Source organism: Magnetococcales bacterium (assembly GCA_015228815.1).
Lineage (GTDB): Bacteria > Pseudomonadota > Magnetococcia > Magnetococcales > UBA8363 > UBA8363.
In genome coordinates, this window is sequence record JADGCV010000018.1 from 1 (window position 1) to 18,493 (window position 18,493).

The 18,493-nt window shown below is 58.4% G+C and carries 22 protein-coding genes; 5 read left to right on the plus strand and 17 right to left on the minus strand.

Translation table 11 applies throughout. The features are described 5' to 3' along the window. Both HQL76_09070 and HQL76_09075 read left to right on the plus strand, forming a co-directional pair. Window positions 1-207, plus strand: a 207-nt coding sequence (locus HQL76_09070) for a DUF3782 domain-containing protein (GenBank protein MBF0109314.1), incomplete at its 5' end; no start/stop codon positions are given. A 127-nt stretch (window positions 208-334) separates the two neighbouring features. Further along, a complete protein-coding gene (locus HQL76_09075; GenBank protein MBF0109315.1) occupies window positions 335-2,113 on the plus strand; it encodes a carbamoyltransferase in 1,779 nt (592 codons plus the stop codon). Between the two features lie 14 nt (window positions 2,114-2,127). Here HQL76_09075 and HQL76_09080 read toward each other — a convergent pair whose 3' ends face one another. The 7 genes from HQL76_09080 to HQL76_09110 form a co-directional block, all read right to left on the minus strand. Continuing rightward, window positions 2,128-2,829: a hypothetical protein gene (locus tag HQL76_09080; protein MBF0109316.1), complete on the minus strand. Its 702-nt coding sequence runs from the start codon at window positions 2,827-2,829 to the stop codon at window positions 2,128-2,130. Between the two features lie 83 nt (window positions 2,830-2,912). Continuing rightward, window positions 2,913-3,206, minus strand: coding sequence for a hypothetical protein (locus tag HQL76_09085; GenBank protein ID MBF0109317.1), 294 nt, complete (start codon window positions 3,204-3,206; stop codon window positions 2,913-2,915). A 49-nt stretch (window positions 3,207-3,255) separates the two neighbouring features. Beyond that, the gene (locus HQL76_09090) at window positions 3,256-3,726 is read right to left on the minus strand and encodes a PilZ domain-containing protein (protein ID MBF0109318.1); all 471 of its coding nucleotides are present in this window, start codon (window positions 3,724-3,726) and stop codon (window positions 3,256-3,258) included. 108 nt (window positions 3,727-3,834) lie between these two features. Continuing rightward, window positions 3,835-4,716, minus strand: a complete 882-nt coding sequence (locus tag HQL76_09095; protein ID MBF0109319.1) for a hypothetical protein — start codon at window positions 4,714-4,716, stop codon at window positions 3,835-3,837. Between the two features lie 81 nt (window positions 4,717-4,797). Beyond that, window positions 4,798-5,892, minus strand: coding sequence for a 6-carboxytetrahydropterin synthase (locus HQL76_09100; GenBank protein MBF0109320.1), 1,095 nt, complete (start codon window positions 5,890-5,892; stop codon window positions 4,798-4,800). Beyond that, window positions 5,889-6,650: a 7-cyano-7-deazaguanine synthase QueC gene (gene queC / locus HQL76_09105; GenBank protein MBF0109321.1), complete on the minus strand. Its 762-nt coding sequence runs from the start codon at window positions 6,648-6,650 to the stop codon at window positions 5,889-5,891. Before queC ends, HQL76_09100 begins: the two co-directional genes overlap by 4 nt. A gap of 45 nt (window positions 6,651-6,695) precedes the next feature. After that, window positions 6,696-7,373 (minus strand): helix-turn-helix domain-containing protein, encoded by a 678-nt coding sequence (locus HQL76_09110; protein MBF0109322.1) that lies wholly within the window; start codon window positions 7,371-7,373, stop codon window positions 6,696-6,698. A 512-nt stretch (window positions 7,374-7,885) separates the two neighbouring features. Between HQL76_09110 and HQL76_09115 the strand changes: the two genes are divergently transcribed. Next, complete coding sequence (locus HQL76_09115) at window positions 7,886-8,053, plus strand: hypothetical protein (protein ID MBF0109323.1); 168 nt, start codon at window positions 7,886-7,888, stop codon at window positions 8,051-8,053. Between the two features lie 106 nt (window positions 8,054-8,159). On the opposite strand, the gene HQL76_09120 is transcribed toward HQL76_09115, so the two are convergent. The 10 genes from HQL76_09120 to murA form a co-directional block, all read right to left on the minus strand. Next, window positions 8,160-9,353: a class I SAM-dependent methyltransferase gene (locus HQL76_09120; protein MBF0109324.1), complete on the minus strand. Its 1,194-nt coding sequence runs from the start codon at window positions 9,351-9,353 to the stop codon at window positions 8,160-8,162. Further along, complete coding sequence (locus HQL76_09125; protein MBF0109325.1) at window positions 9,350-9,700, minus strand: histidine triad nucleotide-binding protein; 351 nt, start codon at window positions 9,698-9,700, stop codon at window positions 9,350-9,352. The genes HQL76_09120 and HQL76_09125 overlap by 4 nt, the downstream gene beginning before the upstream one ends. Continuing rightward, window positions 9,693-10,061, minus strand: a complete 369-nt coding sequence (locus HQL76_09130) for a phosphoribosyl-ATP diphosphatase (GenBank protein MBF0109326.1) — start codon at window positions 10,059-10,061, stop codon at window positions 9,693-9,695. Before HQL76_09130 ends, HQL76_09125 begins: the two co-directional genes overlap by 8 nt. After that, on the minus strand, window positions 10,058-10,450 hold the full coding sequence (gene hisI / locus HQL76_09135) for a phosphoribosyl-AMP cyclohydrolase (protein MBF0109327.1): 393 nt from the start codon (window positions 10,448-10,450) through the stop codon (window positions 10,058-10,060). Before hisI ends, HQL76_09130 begins: the two co-directional genes overlap by 4 nt. A gap of 7 nt (window positions 10,451-10,457) precedes the next feature. Further along, window positions 10,458-11,234 carry an imidazole glycerol phosphate synthase subunit HisF gene (gene hisF / locus HQL76_09140; GenBank protein MBF0109328.1) on the minus strand — a complete coding sequence of 259 codons (777 nt, stop codon included), beginning with the start codon at window positions 11,232-11,234 and terminating at the stop codon, window positions 10,458-10,460. Window positions 11,235-11,292: 58 nt separating this feature from the next. Continuing rightward, entirely contained in the window at window positions 11,293-12,054 is a 762-nt protein-coding gene (gene hisA / locus HQL76_09145) for a 1-(5-phosphoribosyl)-5-[(5-phosphoribosylamino)methylideneamino]imidazole-4-carboxamide isomerase (protein ID MBF0109329.1), read from the minus strand. 2 nt (window positions 12,055-12,056) lie between these two features. Continuing rightward, entirely contained in the window at window positions 12,057-12,692 is a 636-nt protein-coding gene (hisH, locus tag HQL76_09150) for an imidazole glycerol phosphate synthase subunit HisH (GenBank protein MBF0109330.1), read from the minus strand. Between the two features lie 29 nt (window positions 12,693-12,721). Continuing rightward, window positions 12,722-13,312, minus strand: coding sequence for an imidazoleglycerol-phosphate dehydratase HisB (gene hisB / locus HQL76_09155; protein ID MBF0109331.1), 591 nt, complete (start codon window positions 13,310-13,312; stop codon window positions 12,722-12,724). Then, window positions 13,309-14,625, minus strand: coding sequence for a histidinol dehydrogenase (gene hisD, locus HQL76_09160; GenBank protein ID MBF0109332.1), 1,317 nt, complete (start codon window positions 14,623-14,625; stop codon window positions 13,309-13,311). Before hisD ends, hisB begins: the two co-directional genes overlap by 4 nt. Window positions 14,626-14,721: 96 nt before the next feature. Continuing rightward, the gene (murA, locus tag HQL76_09165; protein ID MBF0109333.1) at window positions 14,722-15,981 is read right to left on the minus strand and encodes a UDP-N-acetylglucosamine 1-carboxyvinyltransferase; all 1,260 of its coding nucleotides are present in this window, start codon (window positions 15,979-15,981) and stop codon (window positions 14,722-14,724) included. A gap of 448 nt (window positions 15,982-16,429) precedes the next feature. Here murA and HQL76_09170 point away from each other — a divergent pair, with 448 nt between their 5' ends. Further along, on the plus strand, window positions 16,430-17,983 hold the full coding sequence (locus HQL76_09170) for an acyl-CoA carboxylase subunit beta (GenBank protein ID MBF0109334.1): 1,554 nt from the start codon (window positions 16,430-16,432) through the stop codon (window positions 17,981-17,983). Between the two features lie 32 nt (window positions 17,984-18,015). Further along, complete coding sequence (locus tag HQL76_09175; protein ID MBF0109335.1) at window positions 18,016-18,354, plus strand: hypothetical protein; 339 nt, start codon at window positions 18,016-18,018, stop codon at window positions 18,352-18,354. Window positions 18,355-18,493: the final 139 nt, after the last annotated feature.

Here is an 18,493-nt window from a genome sequence, read left to right on the forward strand (position 1 = left end):
GTCCGTGATCATCTGAAGCGGGTGCGTGAATACAAGGAGTTCTATGAAGGCGAAGGTGGCGCACGGGTCATGGGCGCTGTGGCCGGCATCCTGATCGATAAGGATGTCGATCGATTTGCCATGAATGAAGGGCTGTTCGTCATCGTCCAGTCTGGCGACAGCGTCAAGTTGGCCAATAATGAAACGTTTGTGCCACGTACCTGGTGACGATGGGTTTTTGCATGGCGGCGGGGATGATGATGTCCTGTCGGCTGTGGGTAAAAGACGTTTCTGATCCCGATGTGGAAAAACTGCGTATGCCGTGATGGTTGCGGTTTGTTGAAAAATCTGGAGGATGATCTTCAGGGTTTTTGTTTTCCTTGCCTGGGGCGAAATGGACAAGACGACACAACGATCGATGGGAACGGTGGTCGGATGGCATGACAGCCATTGCGCCAGTTCTGTCCTGGTGGATGACAGTGGCAGGATCGTGTTTGCTTCCGCCGAAGAACGTTATACCAAGAAAAAATTGCAGAAAGGGATGCCGCGCCTGAGCATGGCCGACCTTCGCCGCCGTTTTCCGTCGTTTTCTGCCGGCGCTCCGACATGCTACGTCGATATGCCTTTGCTGCCCAAGATGGGGCGCAATCTGGAACTGGTCGTGCGCAGTAGGATCCGGGGGCACAACACTTCCAAGAGTCTTGGTTCGTTGTTCGAAACCTGGGGCCGGCGGTTGCTGGGGGGGCGGGGAGGGGGTGTCGTCGGGGCGGATCCAGGTGCCAGCACGGGGGGACTGGGGTTTGATCTTCTGGTGGAACACCATGCGGCCCATGCCGCGAGTGCCTATTATTGTTCCGGTTTTCCCAAAGCCCTGGTGGTGACCCTCGATGGGGTCGGTGATTGTTTGTCGGCGACCGTGTACGAGGGCAGCGGTTCAAGACTGACGAGGAAGGCCAAATATTTCTATAACGACATGCCCCTCGGAGCCAACTATGAGGTCCTGACCGGTCTGTTGGGATTCAATCCTGACCGTCATTGTGGCAAGATCACCGGCCTTTCCGCCCGGGGTCGGCCCGATTCAGCCTGCCTGACCGCGGTGTCGCGATTTTTTGCCGATTCCTGGAGGTGGGGAGAAAAAAACTGGTTCGACCGCCTTCACGATGAAAATGAAGACAAGGTGTTGCAGGAATTGCGACAGTTGCGTCGGACCCGTCTGGGGGGGGTCCGGCAGGAGGACCTTGCCTGGGCCATCCAGGAGGATACGGAACGGCGCACCCTGGCATTGATCGCCGAGCATGCGCCGATCGACCTGAGCCATACCGATATTTGCCTGGCGGGGGGTGTTTTCGCCAACGTTCGGGTCAATCAGAAGGTCAAGGAGTTGGGATTTCGCAATGTGTTCGTTCAGCCGGCCATGGATGATGGCGGATTGTCGCTGGGGGCGGCGTTGTATCATTTGGGGATGAATTGTGGGGTGCCGCCCCGCCGTCTGGATCATTGTTTTCTCGGTCCCTCCTTCGACGAGGAGGAGATGCGCGAGGCGATCGAGCGTCGCGGCCTGGCCTGGGAAAAGGTCGAAAATATTCAGTTTGCGATTGCCCGTCTGGTCGCCCAGGGACAGGTGGTGGCCCGATTCGATGGCGCCATGGAGTTTGGACCACGGGCCTTGGGCAACCGTTCGATTCTCTACCACACGGTCGATCCCTCGGTGAACGCATGGCTCAACAAACGCCTGGCCCGGACAGAGTTCATGCCATTCGCCCCGGCGACACTGATCGAGAAGGCAGGGGATTGTTATTTGAACATCGATGGTTGCGCCCATACCGCCGAGTTCATGACCATCACCTTCGACTGCACCCCCCAGATGAAACGAAGCTCTCCCGCGGTGGTTCATGTCGATGGTACCGCCCGCGGGCAACTGGTCGATTCCCGGGTCAATCCAGGTTTTCATGAAATATTGACCGAATATGAAAAGCTGTCCGGGATTCCATCGCTGGTGAACACCAGTTTCAACATGCACGAGGCCCCTATTGTTGCCACTCCCGACGATGCCGTCACCTCGTTCCTTGATGGGCGGCTTGACTGTCTGGCGCTCGGGCCGTTCCTGGTGCGATCACGGGATGCAAGTCGGTAGCATGAACGTGTCAATTACTGAAGCAAATACAAGATAAAAATCATTAAAGAAAAAAAGACAATCAAAAAATCTTGCCATCCTGGGTGAAAGGGAGTGCTCGGGGGGACGGGGAGTCCTGACAGGATGCCCTGATCGCGCAAACGTTGTTCTTGTCTGGCCATATCCACCTGCATTGCATCGAGCAGGGCGCCGCCGCGCTGGCTCCACTGAGTCATGATGGCCATCCATCCCTTGAGATGGGGGGGGTGGGGGGGGAGTGTACGGGTGGCGGACGCGAGGGTCACCAAACGACCGACGCATTCAATGGTCCATGACAGCAGAGCCGCCCAGCGCATGACCGGGATACCCCATCGTTGCAAAACGCCAAACAAGCCACACATCCCGGCGATCAAATCTTCCGTCGTCGAAACCCGGACCAGGGTCCAGGCAAGAATGGCCATGAGACCCAGCCTCAGGGACTGTTGGCCACCGACCATGAGCCCTTCCCGGCTGGGCCATTCGGAGAAGGGCAACACGGCGCTGCCCGGGATGAAAAACCCGTGCAGAAGAAAAAGAGCAAGGAAGAAAAAACGCAGTTTCCGCAAAGGGTAGAGCAGGGCTGGAATGCTCATGCCTGCGAGCCGGGGGAAAAGACAGATGCCACCGATGGCAATCCACCATCCAATCTGGTGCCATGATCCCCGGGTGAGGGGAACCAGCATCAAAAAAAAAGCCAACAGACGGCTTCTCGGATCGCAACGGCGGAAAAAACAATCATGATGACTTGTGGCGTCTGTTTCATGGGAACGGGGCATCGGTGTCAGGAGAGCACCTTGACCCCTTTGAGCCAACCGTCGAAATAATTGACGTTCGCCGTGGCAATCTGGCTGGCGTGTTCCTTGACATCATCCCAATCCATCATGTCTTCGCTCCAGCGTTCGATGGCGTAGGAATTTTGTTGAAACAGGGGCAGGGTATCCTCCTTGAGGGAACGTTCGACATCGCCATCGAACAACCGCATGGCAAAGTGTTCTGCCCGATGCCGGGCGATGATTTCGACGGGGATGCTCCAGAGGGAGCGGTCCGGCATGGTGACGGTCAGCGTTTTTTTCATGTCTGCCTGTCCATTGGAAGTAGTGGTTTCACGATGACCCAGCAAGGATTCAGGAATGTTTCCCAGTTTTCTCTGGAACGAAGGTTGATCGGGGCCTGCGCTTTTTTTTTCCACGGGTGGCGTCCCAGCGTTCGAGGAGGTGGCAATTGTCCCGCATGGAGGACAGTTGCATGAGCGATACCAGGGAAGCGAACTGGGCGCGCCGGTTTTCGTCCATGGCCACGAAAATAGTGACCTTGGCGGTTCGCACGACGCGGCAGGGAAAGCGATGCACCTTGGAATCGAAGCGGAGTTCGACCCACCCCTCCTGATCGGCGTTGATGGTATCGGGAACGGAGTCGAGTTTCAAGGCAACTCCACCCAGGCTGACATCCTGACTGAAACCGGAAAGTCGCCGCCTTCCGTCTTCCAGGACGAAGGTCATGGGGATGGTGGCTGTTTCCCTGGGCCATTGTCTGCGTGATGATGTGGACGAGGATGGGGCTTCGGATGAGGCATCACGATCCTTGGGCGGGTTCATTCATGGCTTTCGATCGGAAACGGGTGGGCACTGAAGAGACACTATCCTGGAAGATTGCAAAAGACAAGAATTTTGCAATCCGATGGTCCCTGACGTGGATGATCGAGTTCATGGTTGTATTTTTTTCAATCTGATGGCGGCGGGATCCAGCGTTTCCTCACTGGAGCGGTTATAGGTGAATTCCAGGGTCTTTTCGCCGCGCAATATTTTGAAACGCATTGTCTGGGCGGTATTCAGCCGTCGCAGGGCCTGCATTCCTTTTTCATACGAATCAAGGTGTTCCCCATTGAGCCAGGTGACGACATCTCCCGGCTGGAGACCGAATCGACCGAGGAACCCCTCATCCTGACCGTGGCCGAGGCGAACGCCGATCAGTTTGCCGTTTTGTTCTGCCGGATCCAGGCGTACCAGTCGCAGAACCTCTTCCGGTTTTTCGGTGAAGGTTTGCCATACCCGGCTGACCTCGCGCTGTTGTTCGACGCGCGCCCGGAAACGGGCCAGGATTTCCCTTTGTCCTTCATCGGGGAGGCGGATTTGTTCCCGTTGTCCCTTTCTCAGGATGACGACTCGATCTCGAAGAATGGCGATCAGCCGTCCCTCTTCAGGCAAGGGTGATCCAATCCTGCGTATTCGTTCCTGACCGAACGGGTCGAGGAACGCCGCCAGACTGCGGGAAGGATCGTCGTGATGGAGGACGCCGATGAGGAGGAGGCTGATCGGGGAAATGGGCAGGGCATCGAGTTGGTCCTGACTCATTCCCAGGGGGACATCCCTTTTGATGCGAGGCTCGCCAAAGAGGGGACCGAGCCAATCCAATTCCGGGGTGATCCGGGTGACCAGGGGGGTGGTCCAATCGTTTTCGGAACGGGATGCCGTAACCGCGTCGCTGCCTTCGTTCCATTGCGATCGTTCCCAGATCAGCCAGGTCATGGCGGCCAGTTCCCGGCTGATGGCGAGGATTAGGAGGAGATGGACCAGTTTCTTTGCCACATGAAGTCCTCGGGGATGAAACAATAACGGGATGGATGGGGAGAAAGGGTCTGGGACGATGATCCTGAAAATCGCTGTCGATCAAGGGAACAGAGGTTTGGCGGCATCCTGGGTCGCCAGGATGACACCACATCCGGGCGTTTCGAGGAGGTCGATCCGATCCAGTTGTGGCAGCAGGGGCGCGGTTTGGCTGTGGATCCATCGGGCCAGGGACAGGCAATCGTTGTCTTCGAGACCGTTGAGTTCATGCAGAGGGTGATGATCCAGGAGGGAAAAAACGGGGAGGAACAGCCTTTTGACATCGCCAAAATCGACGGTCCAACCCAGAATTGCATCCAGGGAAGCGCTCAGGTGCAAACGGAGGGTGAACGTATGGCCATGAAGCCGATGCAGGGGATCTTCCCGTGATACCCGGGCAAGACGCACGGCGCTGTCGAGGGTGAATTCCTTCCAGATTCGATGGTGTTGTCCATCGAAGGATGTTCCACTGCTCGCTGTTTCAAGGACCGTGACCCGAAAGCGTTCCGGCAGGCGTCCTTCAAGGCGTTGCCAGATCCAGCCGGCCAGCATTTCGCTGGTTGGATTTTCCAATCCGGGGATTTCGTTGAGACAGTGCGCATGCAATTGACGCTGCAAGGGGTGCCAATGGCGGTCGATGTCGTCCGGGTCGAAGGGTGTCATTTGTGTGGAAGCATTGCCATCGACATGGATGATGACGCGGAAGCCATGGCCATGCATGCGACCGCACGGATGACCGGGCGGTACATGGGGCAGGCGGTGGGCGGCTTCGAAGGAAAAAAGGCGCCAGGGATGGGCATGAAGCCGTCCATCCAGGGAGACTCCGGCATTCCAGGTGCTTTGGAGGCCGACCATGTCGATTCCGGGCCAGTCCAGATGATCCCGGATCCACCGGGCAAGGCGTTCATCGGTGGGATCGGTCACAAGATCATTGAGAAACCGATGATCCAGGGGGGCGACGCATTCATGCGACAACCGGCCAAGGTGCGCCACTTCGGTTCCGGGAGGAACGGACCCCGCGATTGGGGGACGGGCGCGAACCTGAACGACAAAGCCATGACCATGAACGCGCCCCTGTCGATGTCCCTGCGGCAGGGAATCGATTCGGCGTGCCGCGTCGAACCGGGCCATCGTTGTGTAAAACAAGGATTCTTTCATGGAAGGATTGGCGCCCGAGTCTCCAGATAACGGGAATAACCTTCAGACCTGATGCGGCAGGCGGGGCACGTTGCGCAACCATGGCCCCAGGAGTGCCATTGGCCTCGATCACCAAGATAGCAAGTATGCGTATGGATCCGGATCAGGTCAACCAGTTCCATTCCGCCAAGGGATTCGGCGAGGGCCCAGGTTTGTTGTTTGGTCCGCCACATCAACGGGGTATCGATGCGTATCCTGGAGGCCATGCCGATGTTCAAGGCGACCTGCAATGCCTTGATGGCATCATCCCGGCAGTCGGGATATCCGGAATGGTCGGTTTCGCACATGCCACCGATCAGGATTCCGATTCCAAGGCGATGGGCCAGGGCTGCCGCCAGGGTCAGAAACAAAAGATTTCGTCCGGGGACGAAGGTATTGGGCAACCCCGAGGCCAACGGTTCGATCTCCATGTCCCGGGTGAGGGCAGTCGCGCTGATCCGACCCAGGGCTGGGATGTCGATCAGATGATCGCTGCCAAGGCGCTCGCTCCATTTGGGAAATCGTTCGGCCAGCAAACGCCGCAGGGTATCCCGGCAGGACAGTTCGATGGCATGCCTCTGTCCATAGGAAAAGCCGACGGTTTCGACCCGGTCGTGGCGTTGGAGCGCCCATGCCAGGCAGGTCGTTGAATCCTGCCCCCCCGAAAACAGGACCAGGGCCCCGGAACGATCGGCCTCGCGTGAAGCTGAATTCAGGTCTTCCGGAGGGGGCGGGATCATGGACCGACAGCCAAGGCTCGGGTTGGTGGACGAACGCGAATCGACCTATTCGTATTCCTTGTATTTGCAGATTGCAACCCCGCACACCTGAATTTCTCCTTTGACCTCGATCAGGGGATACCGGGAGTTGAGCGGTTTGAGGTATTGCTGGTTGCTGTGATGGATCAATTGTTTGAAGGTGGGCCGGTTGTTTCCTTCGCGGGCGATCAGGAACTGGTTGTGGGAGCCTTTCTTCGTCGGATCGATGACGATGATTTCTCCCTCGTGAAACTCGGGTTCCATGGAGTCGTCGGGAACCTTCATGGCGAAGCACCGCTCGCTGGCCTTGGGGGCGACCGGTACCCATGAGAGGACCTCGGGGATGAACGCTTCTTTGGGCAGGCCGCAATATTTGGCCAGCGCGTCCCAGGAGATCAGGGGGATCCGGGCGATGAGGGGATAGGAGCGGCTGGATTCCCCCTGTTCGTCATCAAACTCCTTCCGTGAGGAGGAATAGGGGGAGCCGCCGGCGAGTTCCATTTCTCCGCGACCGGTATCCAGCCAGATGGGATCGACACCACAGGTCAGGGCGATGGCGATCGTCTTGCGCGAGGAACGGGACCCGCCCCCTTCCAGCTTGTGGATTGCCGTCTGACTGATCCCAACCTTGTCTGCAAGTTCCTTTTGAGTCAGGCCGGCATGCTTCCTGGCCAGTTTGATCCGTTCGTTCAGGGTGCTGTTCATGGGAATGGCTCTTTAGGTTGGTATTCTTTGCGCGCAACTCAATGTTTGTATCGGACAAACCTAAATTTTCCAACGGCGCCCTTTGTGTACCAGGGCGGTGTTTGAAATATACATGCCTCACGAGCAAAATACAACGCTATCCGAAAGCAAAGAAGAATGGAAGCTGTTTTCGGTCAATCTGACTCCTCTTCGATCGACTGAATGCGCTTCTTGAGCATTGATGATACGGTATTTTGCCGACTTTCGATTATAAAAATTTTATTTCTTTGTCGGTGCGGATGATCAACGAGTGTTTTTTTTGTTGTGATTACAGAAGATGGGCCATTCGCAGGGGCCGTTGCCGTGGCAAACATGTCGGTATGCTGACGCATGTGTGTGGACACCCGTGGCGAGAATTGAATGAAATATAAAAATAGTATTATATTTCAATATATTACAATAAAATTGCAAAAATGGTTCATCTTGTGCATGATCCTGTCGGATTCCATAATGTCGCGCCGAGGAGCCAGATCATGCCTGTACTGAAACTTCACAAGGAACGGAACCGATTCATGTTGAAGGATGGGGAAACCGTTCTTTTGGAGGGAATCAGCAGGCAACAGTTGCTCAAACTGTTGCCACGGCTTAAATCAAGAGGCTTTGTCGTTGATAATGTTGGTCTTCTTCAAGGAAAGGTGTAACATGGACGTCATTTTGCCGCCGTCGAGGAATGTCCGAATCCGTCGCGAGGAGTTTCTGGGCCGGGTCGAGCAGGTTTCGGGCGTGTTGGGTTTGAACGTTTCGATGTCAATCGACAACGCACAGGAGCCCTTTGAGGTAGCGTCCCTCGGGAAAGGCAAGGGCAACGGGATGGTCCGGCGCTGGACCCAGGCGACGTTGAATCAACGCATTGCGTCCGGCGTCAATGGCGGCATCCGCAACCACCTTGGCAAACAGCTCTTCCGGCATGCGACCCGAGCAGGAGAAGGTCCAAAGGCGACCTCCGGGGGCCAGTAGGCGAAAGGCCAGCCAGTTGAGGTCCTTGTAGGCCCGGGCCGCGCGTTGTACCCCTCCCTGGGAATCGGCCAGTTTTGGCGGGTCCAGGACGATCACATCGAAGTCACGGTGTTGATCGCGCCATTCCCTGAGTTTGTGGAAGGCGTTTGCCTTGCAGTATTCGAAGCGGTCCGCGGGCAGATGGTTTTGCCGTGCGTTTTCTTCGGCGAGGCTCAGGCAGCCGGGGGCGCTGTCCAACTGGACTACATGTCCGGCCCCTGCGGCCATGGCATTGAGTCCAAAGCCTCCCGAGAATGAAAAAGTGTTGAGGAAGCGCGTTCCGGAGGATTCCTCCCGGATCAGGAAACGGTTGTCTTTCTGATCGAGGTAGAACCCGGTTTTATGACCGCGCCAGGGATCGACGGCATAGGTCAGGCCGTGTTCGAGGATGGTGATTTTCTCGGGAGGGGCTTCGCCCCGGAGGGGACCGGTCGATTCCGGCAATCCTTCCCGGGCGCAGGCTTCGCCGTCGGTTCGTTCGAGCAGGCCCCTGGCTCCGGTCACTTCCAGCAACAGTGTCGCAATCACATCCTTCCATTGCTGTGCTCCGGTGCTGGTGAACTGTCCAACCAGCCAGGAACCATAGCGATCCACGGTGACTCCCGGCAGACCGTCCGATTCGGCGTTGACCAGACGGAGGGCCGAGGTTTCCGGGGCCTCCTTCATCATCGGGCGTCGCCGGTCGAGGCAACGTTCGAGTCGCTCGCGGAAAAACGCGGGGGCGATGTGTTCATCGGGATTGAAGCTCCAGATGCGGGAGACAATCTGCGATTGACCCGAAAAGGCCCCCCATCCCAACCGTTTGCCTCGAAAATCAAGGATGGCGATCGATGCTCCCTGACCGGGTGCTCCTTCGATGCGGGCGACGGCCCCGGAAAAAATCCACGGATGACGCCGTGTGACCGATTTTTCACGGCCCTCCTTGAGCGTCAGGGTCGGGGTCAATGGGAGACCATCCGGCCCAAGGCCCGTCCGCCGAGTATGTGGACGTGGATGTGAAACACCTCCTGTCCGCCATCCCCTTTGGTATTGATGATGGTTCGATATCCCGAGGCGCCGAGGCCCAGTTCCCGGGCGATGTGGGCGGTCCGTTCCATCAGGTGTCCCAGAAGAAGGCGATCCTGGGGGGTGACGGCGTCAAGGCTTTCCCGATGCTTTTTCGGGATGACGAGGACGTGGACCGGGGCCTGGGGGTGGATGTCGTGAAAGGCCAGCACCTCTTCGTCCTCGTAAACTTTTCGTGCCGGGATCGTTCCCGCGACGATTTTGCAAAAGAGACAGGAATCATTCATGGTTCGTTCCTTGTTTTCCGGTGGGATCGACCTTGGGACCTTCCGGTCTCCGTGCGTCGGTCGTCTGGTGACGGCGGATCAATTCATCCATGATCACGTCGGGATGGATGTCCAGGTGGGCCAGCATCACCAGGGTATGAAACCAGAGGTCGGCGGTTTCATGCACGATCTCCTGGTGGTTTCCGCGGCTTGCGGCCAGAAGGGTTTCGACTGCCTCTTCTCCGACCTTTTTCAGAATGTGCTCCAGCCCCTGCCGGTGCAGGCGGGCAACGTAGGAGGATTCATCGGCTGAATGTTTGCGTGTGACCAGCAGATTGTACAACGAATCGAGAAAAAGGGCGCGGTTTGCGGGTGCGGTCATTGCCTGCCGTAGATTTCATTGGGATCTTTCAGGGGGGGGGCGATTTCCACCCATTCTTTTTCCCGGGCTTCCAGGTAAAAACAGTTTTTGCGGCCTGTATGGCAGGCGACTCCGATCTGATCCACCAGAAGCAGAAGGGTATCCCGGTCGCAGTCGGTGCGGATCGCCTTTATTTTTTGCACATGGCCTGAGGTTTCACCCTTTTTCCAGAATTGTTTGCGCGAACGGGACCAGTAACAGGCGACACCGCTTTGAATGGATTCGGTCAGGGAGTCACGGTTCATCCAGGCCATCATCAACACCATGCCGGTGTCGTATTGTTGGGAGATGGCGGGGATCAGGCCATCGGCGTTGAATTTCAGGGAATCCAGATCGGGCAGTTCTTTCATGTGTTCCTCATGAGCGGACTTCCACTCCGTGGTTTTTCAGAAACACCTTGCATTCCGGAATGGTATGTTGGCGAAAGTGAAAAATGGAGGCGGCAAGGACGGCGTCGGCGCCGCCTGCCTGGAGGCCTTCGAGCAGGTGGTCGAGGGTGCCGACCCCTCCCGAGGCGATGACGGGGATGGAGGTGGCCTCGGCGATGGCCCGGGTCAATGGAATGTCGTAGCCTGCCTTGGTTCCGTCGCGATCCATGGAGGTCAGAAGGATTTCACCCGCTCCGTATTCTTCCATGCGCCGTGCCCAGTCCACGGCGTCCAGACCGGTTGGTTTGCGGCCTCCGTGGGTGAAGATCTGCCAGCGGATGGGGTGGCCAAGGTTATCTTTTTCGACGCATTTGGCATCGATGGCCACGACAATGCATTGAGCGCCGAAGCGGTTGGCTGCTTCTCGGACGAATTCGGGGCGGAATACCGCCGCGGTATTGATTCCCACCTTGTCGGCGCCGGCGTTGAGGAGGCGGCGGATGTCGTCGTTGGTCCGGATTCCGCCGCCGACGGTCAGGGGGATGAACACTGCGTCCGCCGTCCGGCGCACGACATCGAGGATGGTATCGCGGTTTTCGTGCGAGGCGGTGATGTCCAGAAAGGTGAGTTCGTCCGCCCCTTCCTGGTCATACCGTTGTGCTGCTTCCACCGGGTCGCCGGCATCGACGAGACCTTCGAACTGGACCCCTTTGACGACCCGTCCTTCACGGACATCGAGGCAGGGGATGATTCTTTTGGCGAGCATGATCGGACGCTTTCAAAATGGGCGCGGCGGTAATGACGTATGATGGATCATCGTAGAGTCAGACATGGTGGATTTTTTTTCTTTCCCGTACCCGGTGTGCCGCATCCTTGAATGACAGCCGGCCATCATAAATCGCCTTGCCGGTAATCACTCCCGAAATGCGCCCCCCGGAGGCGAAGGGTCCGCAATGGGCAAGGACCGCTTCGATATCATCCATTCCCGCCACTCCCCCCGAAAGGATCACGGGTATGGAAATGGCCTGGGCCAGGGCGATGGTTGCCGGAAGATTCGCTCCCGTCAAGGCGCCATCGCGGGCGATGTCGGTAAAGATGACCTCCGCCACCCCCGCGTCCTCGAATCGTCGGGCGAGGGCAGTGGCGTCCATATCGGTCACTTCCGACCACCCCTGGATGGCCACCTTGCCGCCGCGGGCATCGATTCCCACGGAGATGCGACCGGGAAACTGGCGGCAGGCCTCCTGAACCAAAGCGGGATTGCGGCAGGCGATCGTCCCCAGGATGACACGAAAGATTCCCATGTTCACGAGCGATTCGATGGTGTGCAGATCGCGAATGCCACCTCCCAGTTGCATCGGAATGGAAATCGTTTCGAGGATGGCCGCGACTGCCTGTTGATTGACCCGGACCCCGGCAAATGCCCCATTGAGGTCCACGACATGAAGACGCAACGCCCCCTCGTCCTGCCAGCGCAGGGCCATGGCGCCCGGGTCGTCGGAATAGACGGTGTCGCGGCGCATGTCCCCCTGGAACAGGCGGACGCACTGACCGTCCTTGAGGTCGATGGCGGGAATGACGATCATGGTCAGGGGCTCCAGGTGATGAAGTTTTTCAGCAGTTCGAGTCCAGCCGCCTGGCTTTTTTCCGGGTGGAACTGGGTGGCGAACAGGTTGTCCCGGGCACAGGCGGCCAGGAACGTCATGCCGTAATGGCTTTCTCCGGCGATCATGTGCCGATGGTCGGCAACGGCATGGAAGGAGTGGACAAAATAGAAGAATGTATCCTGCCGGATCCCTTGCCATAACGGATGGGGGGTCGTTTGATGGACCCGGTTCCATCCCATGTGGGGCACCTTGAGGAAAAGAGACGGGTTGCCGGGATCGGGCATGGTGCGGGGAAAGCGGATCACCTTGCCCGGAAACAGTCCCATTCCGGGGTGGATGCCGAATTCGTGTCCTTCCGAGAACAGGAGTTGCATTCCGACACAGATGCCAAGGAACGGTTTTCCTTTTTGGATGTGTTCGCGGACGGGTTGCAGCAATTGGGCCTGTTCCAGATTGGCGCGGCAGTCGCCGAAGGCGCCGACTCCGGGCAATACGATCCGGTCGGCCTGGAGGATTTCCTCGGGATGGTGGCTGATCCGAACGGTCCCCCCCGATTTTTCCAGGGCCTTGGCCACGGAACGAAGATTGCCGGAACCATAGTCGATGATGGTGATCATGATGATCCTTGCTGGCAGGATGCGAGGCTCTAAAGCGTTCCCTTGGTGCTCGGAATGTCGGAGGCCCGCGCCGGGTCACGCGCACATCCCTGACGCAGCGCCAGGGCCAATGCCTTGAAACAGGACTCGATGATGTGGTGGCTGTTCTCGCCATGCAGATTTTCGACATGCACCGTCATCCCGGCATTGCCGGCAAACGCCACGAACCACTCCTTGAACAATTCAGTGTCGAACGATCCCACCTTTTGCGTCGGAAACGATACTTTCCATGACAAACCGGGACGGTTGGACAAATCGACCACGACGCGGGACAGCGATTCGTCAAGGGGAACATGGGCCGACCCGAAACGGACGATGCCCCGCCGATCCCCAAGGGCTTCGCGAAAGGCTTGTCCCAGGGCGATTCCGACGTCTTCCACCGTATGATGGTCATCGACATGATTGTCGCCGCGGGCGTCGATTTCAAGGTCGAACAGTCCATGACGGGCCAGTTGATCCAGCATGTGATCGAGAAAACCAACGCCGGTATCGATGCGCGAACTCCCCCGTCCATCGATGGACAGGGAAATCGAGATGGAGGTTTCGGCGGTTTTTCGTTGAATGGAGGCTCGGCGGATCATGGACGTTGTTTCAATCGAATGTCGATGCTGCGTTGATGCGCGGTCAACCCCTCGGCTGCCGCCAGCCGGGCTGCCGCCGGTCCGATGGCCTCCAGGGATTGGCGGGTGCAACCGATGATGCTTGATCGTTTGATAAACTCATGAACCCCCAGGGGGCTTGAAAACCGGGCGGTGCGCGAGGTTGGCAAAACATGATTGGGACCGGCGATGTAGTCGCCGATCGGTTCGGGGGTGAATCTGCCCAGGAAGATGGCCCCGGCATTGTCGATGGAATCGATGAGTTCCTCGGGGTGTGCCACTGCCAGTTCCAGATGCTCCGGAGCCATTCGCGAAGCGATGCGGCACGCTTCCTCCAGGGACCGGGCGATGATGATCGCTCCATGATCGGCCAATGCCTTGCGGCAGATTTCCTGTCGTTGCAACGTCGCCAGATGATCTTCGAGGGCGGCGACGACCCGGAGCGCGACATCGGCCTGGTCGGTGATCAGAATGGATTGGGCGCTGGCATCGTGTTCCGCCTGGGAGAGCAGATCGGCGGCAAGCCATGACGGATCGTTGGCGCCGTCGGCGATGATGAGTATTTCCGAGGGCCCGGCGATCATGTCGATCCCGACATGCCCGAAGACCTGCCGCTTGGCCGTGGCGACATAGATGTTGCCCGGACCGACGATCTTGTCCACGGGCCGGAGGGTCGCGGTGCCAAAGGCCAGGGCGGCGATCGCCTGGGCGCCACCGATGCGATGGATCTCATCGACCTGGGCGATCCGGGCGGCGGCCAGAATCAGGGGATTGATGCGTCCCTCCGGGGTCGGCACCGTCATGACCAGTTCCCGTACACCCGCGACCCGGGCAGGAATTGCATTCATGAGAACCGAGGAGGGATAGCTGGCAAGACCGCCGGGAACATAAAGCCCGACCCGGTCGAGGGGGCGCAACCGTTGTCCGAGGGTGGTTCCATGGGGATCGACGAAGGTATGCACGCCCATGGGGGGCATTTGCCAGACATGATAATCGCGAATGCGCCGGGCTGCCAGTTCCAGGGCTTCGAGGTCCTTGGAATCGCATTGACCCATTGCCTGATCGATCTCTGTGTCGTCGAATCGAAGTGTCCCTCGGGAATGGTCGATGCGGTCGAATCGTGCGGTCAATCGCGCCAGGGCGGTGTCGCCTTCGCGGCGGACTTGCTGGATGATGTCGGCGACGGTGGCTTCGATATCGGCGACCCGATCCTCGTTCCACTGTCCAAGACGGTCCAGTTCGAGCGCAAATCGGGGATCGCGGGTGTCGAGAAGGCGAATGGGAAAGTCGTTCATCATCTGACCCGTGTACAACCCGTTGACCGAATGATCGTATCCATGACAAGGCGAAACAAAAAAACACGCATGGATCATGCGTGCGACAAAGCGGGACTAACCGCTGATTCTTTGAATGTCGGCGTTCAAGGCGCGAAGTTTTTCCTCGATGCGCTCGTAGCCGCGATCGATATGATAGACCCGGGAAATGAGGGTTTCCCCTTCGGCGGCGAGTCCCGCCAGGACGAGCGATGCGGAGGCGCGCAAGTCGGTCGCCATGACCGGGGCGCCGATGAGGCGCCGGGAACCGCGGACATGGGCGGTATTGCCCCGGACACGAATGTCGGCCCCCATCCGTTGCAGTTCGGAAACATGCATGAAGCGGTTTTCGAAAACGGTTTCGGTGACGATTCCCGTTCCGCGGGCAAGGCTGTTGAGGACCAGCATTTGCGCCTGAAGGTCGGTGGGGAAGCCGGGGTAGGGGGCGGTTTCCAGGTCGGCGGCCTCGATGTCACCGCTGCAACGGACGCGGATGGTGTCGCTGTCGGGTTCCTCGATGATGGCGCCCATGTTTTTCAGTTTGTCGATGGGGGCGCGGAGGGTTTCGGCGCTTGCGTTGGTCAGAAGGACATCTCCCCGGGTCAGGACGGCGCCGATCATGAAGGTTGCCGTTTCGATGCGGTCGGGGATGATGGCATGACGGCATCCTTGCAGGTGATCGACCCCTTCGATGATGATGGTGCTGGTCCCGGCGCCGTGAATTCTGGCCCCCATGGCGGTCAGACACTGGGCCAGATCGACGACCTCGGGCTCGCGGGCGGCGTTTTCGAGGAGCGTTTCCCCCTTGGCGAGCGTTGCCGCCATGAGCAGGTTTTCGGTTCCGGTCACGGTCACCGGATCGAAGGTGAAGCGGGCGCCATGGAGGCGTTTGGCGCGGGCGCGTATGTAGCCGCCACCCAGTTCGATGTCGGCCCCCATCGCCCGCAGTCCCTGGATGTGAAGGTTGACGGGACGCGAGCCGATGGCACAGCCGCCGGGGAGGGAGATTTCGGTCTGCCCGTAACGGGCCAGAAGCGGCCCCATGACCAGAATGGAGGCCCGCATGGTACACACCAGGTCGTAGGGGGCGGTAAAGTTGACGATCCGGGAGTTGTCGATCTCGACATCGAGTTTTTCGTCGATGGTGATGGAGGATCCGTGCTGGCCGAGCAGTTCCAGCATCGTCGTGACATCCCGGAGATGGGGTATGTTGGACAGGCGCACCCGGCCTGTCGTCAGCAGGCTCGCCGCCAGTGCCGGAAGCGTGGCGTTCTTGGCGCCACTGATCGAGATTGTCCCATTGAGGGGGCGGCCACCACGGACCAGAATTTTATCCATGGGCTGTTATTACAGCAAACTTCGCCCGTGGGCAAGAGTCTCGATGAATTGATTTCATGAAGGCCATCGGTGAAACGGGGAGACATGATTGGGCAAGGGGGGGGGAACGTCGTTGCCGCATTAAGGAATTTTACGTCACCGGTCTGTGGAAAAAGTGGAAAAAAAAATGCTCCCGGTGGATTTTTCATTTTCTTTTGAGCCGGGCTTTCGTAGGATTGCGACCAAACAGGAACGCGGCTCCAATGGCGCTTCCAAATCCTGCCAGGTCATGAGTCCATGCACGGCTCCGGGGAGATTCCTCGGACGGTGCGCATGGGCCATGCGTGGCCAGCCCGATCAGATTCGGTCCGCATCCAGGGGCTTGGGAGGGTTTGGGATGGGGAGCCATCATCAGGCAACTTGCTACAGGGGGTCCGGTCCGGCCCGCCCCCAACCGAGGACAGAGGATATGGCGATACCAATCAAAGCCCTTGAAACGTTGCGTAACCGCCGCAAGGCGATCTCCGAGACGGGTGACGAGGACAAGATCAAGAAACGCCGCGCCAAGGGGTTGATGACAGCGCGCGAGCGTCTGGACCACCTTTTCCAGGAGGGGACCTTCCAGGAATTGGGAGCGCATATCCAGCACCGGTGCAACTTTTTCGGCATGGAAGGGAAAGAAATCCCTTCCGACGGGGTTGTCGTCGGGACCGGGTACGTCGATGGACGGCAGGTTGCCGCCGCCAGTCAGGATTTCCTGGCCATGGCGGGGACTCTTGGCAAGGCGCACGCCACCAAGATCGTCGCCGGGATGGAAATCGCCAAGAAAGTGGGCATTCCCCTGGTCGCCTTCAAGGATTCGGGCGGCGCCCGCATCCAGGAAGCGGTCGATGCCCTGTCGGGGTATGGCGAGGTGTTCTATCAGAACGTCCTCCTGTCCGGGGTGGTGCCGCAGATCGCGGTCATTCTCGGGCCGTGCGCCGGTGGCGCCTCCTATTCGCCGGCCCTGATGGACTTCATCATCATGACCCGCGAAAATGCCCAGATGTTCATCACCGGACCCCAGGTGATCAAGGCAGTCAGCGGTCGTGAATGTTCCATGGACGAGGTTGGCGGCGCCATGATGCACGCCACCGTCAGCGGCAATGTCCATTTTGTCGCCGACGACGATGAGCACGCCATCGAAATCTGCAAGGAGTTGTTGAGCTATCTGCCAAACAACAACACCCAGGACCCGCCCCATCATCCCTATCCCGAACTGGACATGTCCGAGGACCCGGAGATGGAGAAGCTGGTTCCCGAGGACCCCAAGGAGGCGATGGACGTCACCAAGGTGATCGAGCGGCTTGTCGATGACGGGATTTACCTTCAGGTTCACGAACTGTTCGCCCAGAATCTGATTACCTGCTTTGCCCGGATCGAAGGGGTCGTGGTGGGGATCCTGGCCAATCAATCCAAGGTACGGGCGGGTTGTCTGGACATTGACGCTTCCGACAAGGGGGCGCGGTTCATCCGCTTCTGCAACGCTTTCAATATTCCTCTGGTCAATCTGGTCGATGTGCCGGGATTCTTGCCCGGGATTGAGCAGGAGCGGGGCGGGATCATCCGCCATGGCGCGAAATTGTTGTTCGCCTATTCCGCCGCCACGGTCCCCAAGATCACCATCATCCTGAGAAAGGCCTATGGCGGGTCCTACCTGGCCATGTGCAGCCAGGAGCTCGGGGCCGATGTGGTACTCGCCTGGCCGACCGCCGAGATTGCCGTGATGGGTGCCGAAGGGGCGATCAACATTCTGTACCGCAAGGAAATGGACGAGGCCACGGACAAGAGGGCCAAGGCCAAGGAATTGGCTGCGGAATATCGCGACAAATTCGCTTCCCCTTATCTTGCGGCCTCCCGGGGGTACATCACCGACGTGATTGAGCCGGGTCAAACCCGGGGACAGGCGGCCCTTTCATTGAGGAAACTCTTGAGCAAGAGGGACCTCCGGCCGCTGAAGAAGCACGGCAATATTCCCCTTTGACGATCGTCTGAACCGGTTAACTAAGGAAAACGATGATGTTGTCCCAGGTGATTATGAAGTCGTTGTTTGCTTATGGGATGTTGATCGTCATTGCTGGTCTCGTGGCAGTGGTGATCAAGGTCATTGTGGATATTTTTACCCGCATGGGTGAAAAATCCATGGCCGCCACGCCCGCCGTCGTCAAACCGGCACCGAAGGCGGTTCCGGTCCTGGCGGGCGGAATTCCGCCGCACCATCTGGTTGCGATCATCGCGGCCACCCAGACCATGTCGGGAGGCCGCATCCTGAGGATCGAAGATACTGGAGTTGACAAGAGTTGGACATCGGTGGGTCGTTCGATGCAACAATCGTCGCACAACGTCCGTCGCTGATCCATGTAACCGTGAGTACCACTCAATTGCCGAGGATACTGTTGTGAAGCAAAGAAAACTGAGAGTAACGGTTGAGGGTAAGCAGTACGAAGTTCTCGTCGAGGATATCACGGGTGGAGACAAGACCCCGGTGGCTCCG